Genomic DNA, 2,781 nt, shown 5'->3' on the forward strand with positions numbered 1-2,781 from the left:
GTTACATGGCTTGCTCGGGGGGATCGTATCGTTCGACCTGTTCGGCTACGAATCCACCGCCGCCCGCCGCTACCTTCTCCACAACATCAACACAGCGATGGGCGGACGGGCGAAGCCCACCGTCGAACCGATCTTCCCGGTTTCCGGTGCCGCTCCGGCGGACTCATCCGGGAAGCTGATCCCTCCCAAGCGGCGGTCCGGGTCGCTGCCCATGCCGATCTTCCCCGACTCCACCGCCACCGGTCCCAAGTTCACCGCCCGCAGCAACCCTTTCGTACCGGCGGCCCGCCAACCGATTCACCGCCCACACGAACCTGTCACCCTCACCACCCTTACCGACCACACCGACGCCGTGCTCGGGGTGACATTCGCGCCGAAGGGTCCTATCCTGGCCACCACCAGCCGGGACGGGAAGGTGCGGTTGTGGGATGTCACCGACCCGGCCCGCCCCAGCCACCTCACCACCTTCACTGACCGCACCCACGCTGTGGACGGGGTGGTGTTCGCGCCGGGCGGCGCCGTCCTGGCCACCATTAGCGTGGATGGGACCACGCGGCTGTGGGATATCGCTGACCCGGCCCAACACCACCGTTTCGCGGCCCTTACCAGCCATACTGACGCCGTATTCGGGGCGGCGTTCGCCCCGAATGGGACCACCCTGGCCACCGCCAGTGCGGACAGGACCGTACGGATATGGGCCATTCCCTAGACGAGCAGCTCCTATGTGCTCAATAGCGATCAGCGATCGGAGGATGCCGAACGGGTACTCGTAAACATCGCCCGTTCGATACTTATTAACTTCGCGACACGCAAGACGAAGCGGAAACTGTGGCGAGGCCTACGATCTGGTGCAATTGGAATAGGTGGTGCACTGACCGCTGGAATCCGCCGGACGGCCACCTCGCGTGGGCGGTCCATATCTTTCACCCGCGTGAATCGTCTGATTTTCTGAGTGCACCATATGCTTTCTGTCGCGACCGTCGCGACCGGCGGGGTGGTGCGGCGCCGGGCGGACCGGCGTCATCGGTATTCGCGCGCGGCCTGCCGGTTCTTTGCCCGAGCGGCGGGGATCGTGGCCGCCGGCTTCCTTACACGGGGATGAGTTCCACGTGGATACTGGCGACCTGGGCGAGCATATGAAGATCATCTGGGTCGGAGGTGAGGATGTCGTCTCCGTCGGCCGCCAGGCACACCACGGCCGCGTCGATCGCGTCCGACTGGCCGCTGCGGGCCAGCAGCATGCCCGCCCGGCGCCCCAGAGCGTCGGTGAGCGGTGTGACGGTGACGCCGGCGAGCAGGTGGGCGACCCCGGCCTGCCGTCCCCGCCCACCCCGCCAGACCTGGGCGACCACACCTCCATGCGTGACCGGCGGGCGACCTGCCAGGCGTTCCCGCTTGACCAGGGCCACCACGCTCCGGTCACCGCGTTCGACCGCGAGGAACGCCCCGGCGTCCAGCACGAGCATCAGGCGGCTCCCCGATCACGGCCAGGTGAAGGAGGGGCATCCGTGCCTGGTGCGCCGCGCACCACGACCGCTCGGGAACGAGCCTGCCGGGCGGCATCACGCATTTCCTGCTCGGTGATCTCACCATGTTCGGCCTCGTAGGCGGCGAGGAAGTCGTCGAGGGCCCGCAGCCGACGGTCATGGTCGGCTTTCAGGCGCAGGGCGTCGTTCACCCAGGTGCTCACGCTCTCCGCATGGCCCTGTGCGACCGCCTCCTGGGCCACGGCCAGCAACTCGGCGTCCACGGAGGCTGAGAGCCGCTGTTTGACACTCATATGGATATGCTAATCCCCTCCTACGATCGTGGTAACTCCTTGGTTGAGGTCTTTGTGTCGCACCGTGAGCGATATCGTACGGTTTGACATCATTCGCGAGTGATCGTATGGTGTGAGCCGGTTGGATTCGACCCGGGGCCGGTGGGTGTCACCTTGCGGGCTGTTCGATGATCGTGGCGCCGAGGCCGGTTCGTAGCAGGGCCATTGCGGCGTCCTCGCCCGACAGCGGTTCGGCGGCCGAGGTTTCCTGTCCTCCCCAGGCCGGCTTCGCCGACGCGGGGGACGACATCCCGGGCGCGGAAGACACGTCGTGCTGGCTTCGGCTTTCCGGCGAGGCACCAGCGGGCCCGGACGGGTCGTCGGCGGGGAACCATTCGTCGTCGACCGCGTCGTCGGTCTCCGGACCGGTCGCCGAGGTAGCCGATGGCGTTGCCGGACCCACCGGGGCCGTCGCGGGACCCGTCGCCGGACCTGCCGCCGCCGAGATCCCCGGCGGTGGCGAACCCGCTGGCGACAGGCCTGCCGGTGGCGTGTGTGGCTCGTTCGTGTCGTCGTGAACAGCCATGGGAGTGGGCGAGGCGCTGCGCCGATGCTGTTTTTCGGGCGATGGCGATGCGACGGCGTTCGGAGCCGGTTGCGGAGCTGTCCACACCCGTGGCGCCTGCTGCGGGACCGCCCCTGAGACCGTGTCCGGGGCCGTGGATGCCGATGGGTCGCCCACGGGCCGGACGGCCGGCCAGTCGGCGGATGCCGCCTGGCCTCGTGGCGTCGTCGGCGGTGCGGCGGCGTGATGGCCCACAGCACCGGACGTCGTCGGTGAGACAGACGTCGCCGGTGGAGCAGACGTCGTCGACGCGCCGAAGGCTGTCGACGAACTGAAAGCTGTCGACGAACCGAAGGCCGTTGGCGGGACGGAGGGGCCGCCGGTGGGCGGCCCCGCGCCCGGGTTCGCGGCGCCCGGCCAGCCGCCGGATCCCCCGAAGCCGCCCGACGGGCCGGCG

Annotated in this window: 4 protein-coding genes; 1 reads left to right on the forward strand and 3 read right to left on the reverse strand. The window is 68.7% G+C overall.

Annotated elements, in window-relative coordinates; genetic code table 11:
• Positions 1–709, forward strand: a 709-nt coding sequence (locus CM1CMNOD_RS02540; protein ID WP_431607653.1) for a WD40 repeat domain-containing protein, incomplete at its 5' end; no start/stop codon positions are given.
• 379 nt (positions 710–1,088) lie between these two features.
• Here CM1CMNOD_RS02540 and CM1CMNOD_RS02545 read toward each other — a convergent pair.
• From CM1CMNOD_RS02545 to CM1CMNOD_RS02555, 3 genes are all read right to left on the reverse strand, one after another.
• Positions 1,089–1,466 (reverse strand): hypothetical protein, encoded by a 378-nt coding sequence (locus CM1CMNOD_RS02545; protein ID WP_013872110.1) that lies wholly within the window; start codon positions 1,464–1,466, stop codon positions 1,089–1,091.
• Entirely contained in the window at positions 1,466–1,780 is a 315-nt protein-coding gene (locus CM1CMNOD_RS02550) for a hypothetical protein (RefSeq protein ID WP_013872111.1), read from the reverse strand. The genes CM1CMNOD_RS02545 and CM1CMNOD_RS02550 overlap by 1 nt, the downstream gene beginning before the upstream one ends.
• A 148-nt stretch (positions 1,781–1,928) precedes the next feature.
• A complete protein-coding gene (locus CM1CMNOD_RS02555) occupies positions 1,929–2,222 on the reverse strand; it encodes a hypothetical protein (RefSeq protein ID WP_131772081.1) in 294 nt (97 codons plus the stop codon).
• Positions 2,223–2,781: the final 559 nt, after the last annotated feature.

It is taken from the genome of Protofrankia symbiont of Coriaria myrtifolia (assembly GCF_900634755.1).
Taxonomy (GTDB): Bacteria; Actinomycetota; Actinomycetes; order Frankiales; family Frankiaceae; genus Protofrankia; species Protofrankia coriariae.